This window comes from Deferribacterota bacterium (genome assembly GCA_034189185.1).
Taxonomy (GTDB): domain Bacteria; phylum Chrysiogenota; class Deferribacteres; order Deferribacterales; family UBA228; genus UBA228.
Genome location: JAXHVM010000212.1, coordinates 1 through 2,723, shown reverse-complemented (window position 1 = coordinate 2,723; position 2,723 = coordinate 1). Strand labels below are relative to the sequence as shown.

Annotated in this window: 4 protein-coding genes; 1 reads left to right on the top strand and 3 read right to left on the bottom strand. The window is 28.3% G+C overall.

Annotated elements, in window-relative coordinates; genetic code table 11:
* The 3 genes from SVN78_10045 to SVN78_10035 form a co-directional block, all read right to left on the bottom strand.
* The coding region (locus SVN78_10045) for a lipocalin-like domain-containing protein (protein MDY6821947.1) at positions 1-393 on the bottom strand (393 nt) is incomplete at its 3' end.
* 58 nt (positions 394-451) lie between these two features.
* On the bottom strand, positions 452-1,219 hold the full coding sequence (locus SVN78_10040; protein MDY6821946.1) for an epoxyqueuosine reductase: 768 nt from the start codon (positions 1,217-1,219) through the stop codon (positions 452-454).
* Between the two features lie 163 nt (positions 1,220-1,382).
* The gene (locus tag SVN78_10035; protein ID MDY6821945.1) at positions 1,383-1,637 is read right to left on the bottom strand and encodes a helix-hairpin-helix domain-containing protein; all 255 of its coding nucleotides are present in this window, start codon (positions 1,635-1,637) and stop codon (positions 1,383-1,385) included.
* Positions 1,638-1,774: 137 nt separating this feature from the next.
* Between SVN78_10035 and SVN78_10030 the strand changes: the two genes are divergently transcribed.
* Positions 1,775-2,723 (top strand): AMP-binding protein (locus tag SVN78_10030; GenBank protein MDY6821944.1); only part of this gene is annotated, 949 nt, incomplete at its 3' end.

The following is a 2,723-nucleotide window of genomic DNA, read 5'->3' as shown; positions in this document are numbered from 1 at the left end:
CTTAAAGTCTTGAATATTCCCTTTTAAATAACTATCAAACATCCAAACAATCTTCTTATCAGCTGAAAAACCTGCGACATCATATGCCCCTCTCGATAGAGTATTTTTGTAGTAATATTTTTTGCTACTAATATCAGTAATCGCTGAATGCAACATATATAATCTATTTAATCCAAAAGGGGATTTAAATTTTTCATTATTTACATTAATAATAAAAAAGGTAGCCTCATAACCAAAGGGCTTCCCGTTAATGCCTTCTAAATGCCCTGTAAAATACCACCACTGAGAAATAAAATTATCTCTATAATACAAATCTCGTGGAATAGAAACATTATCATTGCTATTTAATCTAACAAAGCTCTCTGAATATAACAAATTAGGAACTAATACCATAAAAAATACTAAACTAGATAATAGATATTTATAAATCATAAACCTATTAGAAAACATTTTATTTGCTATTGGGGTTTGCAAAAGAACATGGTAAGCCTACGCAACACTTTCCACATACATCTGCTAACCCATAATTAGCATACAATTTAGCATTTTCAAGTAACATTCCATAACACCTAAATCTATCAAAAAAATTTATATTTAGCGCACCTGTAGGACATCTATCAATACACTTTCTACATATTCCTTTACTTTTATAAAGACAATATTCGATATTGTTTTTTATTGTAGGCTCAATTTTTAAATTTGTTACAATACTGCCAATTCTTCCTGCACAACCCTTTGAGGTAATTAGCATATTATTGAGGCCAAATGTACCCAATCCTGCAATATAAGCAACATGCCTGTGAGACCAGTCACTTGTCAATCTATCCTTATTAAAATTATGTGTTGCTGGAATAATATAAGAATTATAATCAAACTTACTTAGTTCATCCTTTATATAAATATTTAATTTAAAAATTAATTCATTTGTTTCTACATAGGCTTTTGCCCACTCTTTAGAACTGTATAAACCCTCTAAATTTGTTTTTACCATACCTTTCTCGAAGGGCAAAAAATAAGCTATAACTGTTTGTGCATCCTCCAAAAGATCCCTAGGTAAAAAATGACTTGGACTAACTACCTTTTTCAAGGTATAAAATAAACTGTCTAAAGCATCTGCATATCCAATTAAGGGCTTACGCCATTTTGTTACCATGCCATTTATAGATGAAAAGTCTTTTACAAAGCTTTTTATCATTTGATCAATCATACTTTTATCCATAATCAACAAAAATAATATTTTAATAAGGTAAAAACAAGCCAAATAGATAATTAATCTAAAGGTTTAAAATTAATAGAGATATAAAATATACTTATTGATTTTCTTAAATCATGCTTCACTAGAGAATAAAACTTTATGAATCTATTTGTTCAAAAAAACTAAACTATTCTAATAGGACATTATCTTTCAAACTTTCTATAGTCTTTTCACCAATTCCATTAATATTTATGAGTTCTTCAATATTATGGATTTTTCCATATCTATTTCTATATTCTATTATTGCTTCAGCTTTTACCTTACCAATCCCATCTAATGACATTAATTGCTCTTTTGTAGCACTATTTAAATTTATCTTTGCTAGAGCAACTGTAATAATAAAAATAAATATTAAAAATATATATAATAGTTTGTAACCCATAGACATATTTTTAAAAAAATCTCACAAGAATTTCAAGAGCAAAATTTATATTTTCATGTTTTCTTTAAAAATCTAATATTGATAATTTATAATAATATTTTATAATAAATGAAATAATATTATTAAGGAGAAATAATTTGTCTAGCAAAGAAACAGAAATAGAAGCAACTGTAGAGAAACTAAAAAACATTTATGATGCCTCACAAATTAATGCAGCCTATTTTATCTGCCATAGGCATACAAATAATGAAAATCAAGTAGCCCTTTTCTATGAGGATAGCAGCGGATATACTAGTAAATGGACGTTTAAACAATTAAGTGAATATTCTAAATTTTTAGCTGGATTTTTACAAAATATTGGTGTCAAAAAGGCTAATAATGTGGCAGTAATGCTACCTAAATGCCCAGAGATAATTTTATCAGCTTTGTCTATTTGGCATCTTGGAGCTGTATATATACCACTTTTTACTGCCTTCGGGCCAGATGCAATAGATTATAGGCTACTAGATAGTAATTGTAATGTTGTTATAACCGATGAAAACAATTACCATAAAATTTTAGAGACAAATGCATATAAAAAGGGTTTACTTAAAATTATTACCGTTAGAAAAAGTACAGATGAACAAAACCATAAAAATAGCTATAATTTTTGGTCTGCAATAAACACTTCTACACCAATCGAAAAATATGAATTATTAGAAGGAAATAGTCCTATGATACTTATCTATACATCAGGAACTACAGGTACGCCAAAAGGGGTTAGTGTACCTATAAAAGCCTTGGGCTCTTTTGAAGCATATATGCATTTTGGACTTTATTTAGATAATAATGACAACTATTGGAATATGGCTGATCCTGGTTGGGCTTATGGTTTGTATTATAACCTTATAGGCGCTATGCTTATTGGTAAATCAACATTATTTTATAACGCCCCATTTAAACCAGAAAACGTATATTATATACTTAAAAAATACAAGATTACTAATTTTACAACCGCACCAACTGCTTATAGAGTTATCAAAGCTTTAGATGATAAAAGCTATAAAAAAGATAAAATATATGTTAATAAAGCATCTAGTGCTGGTG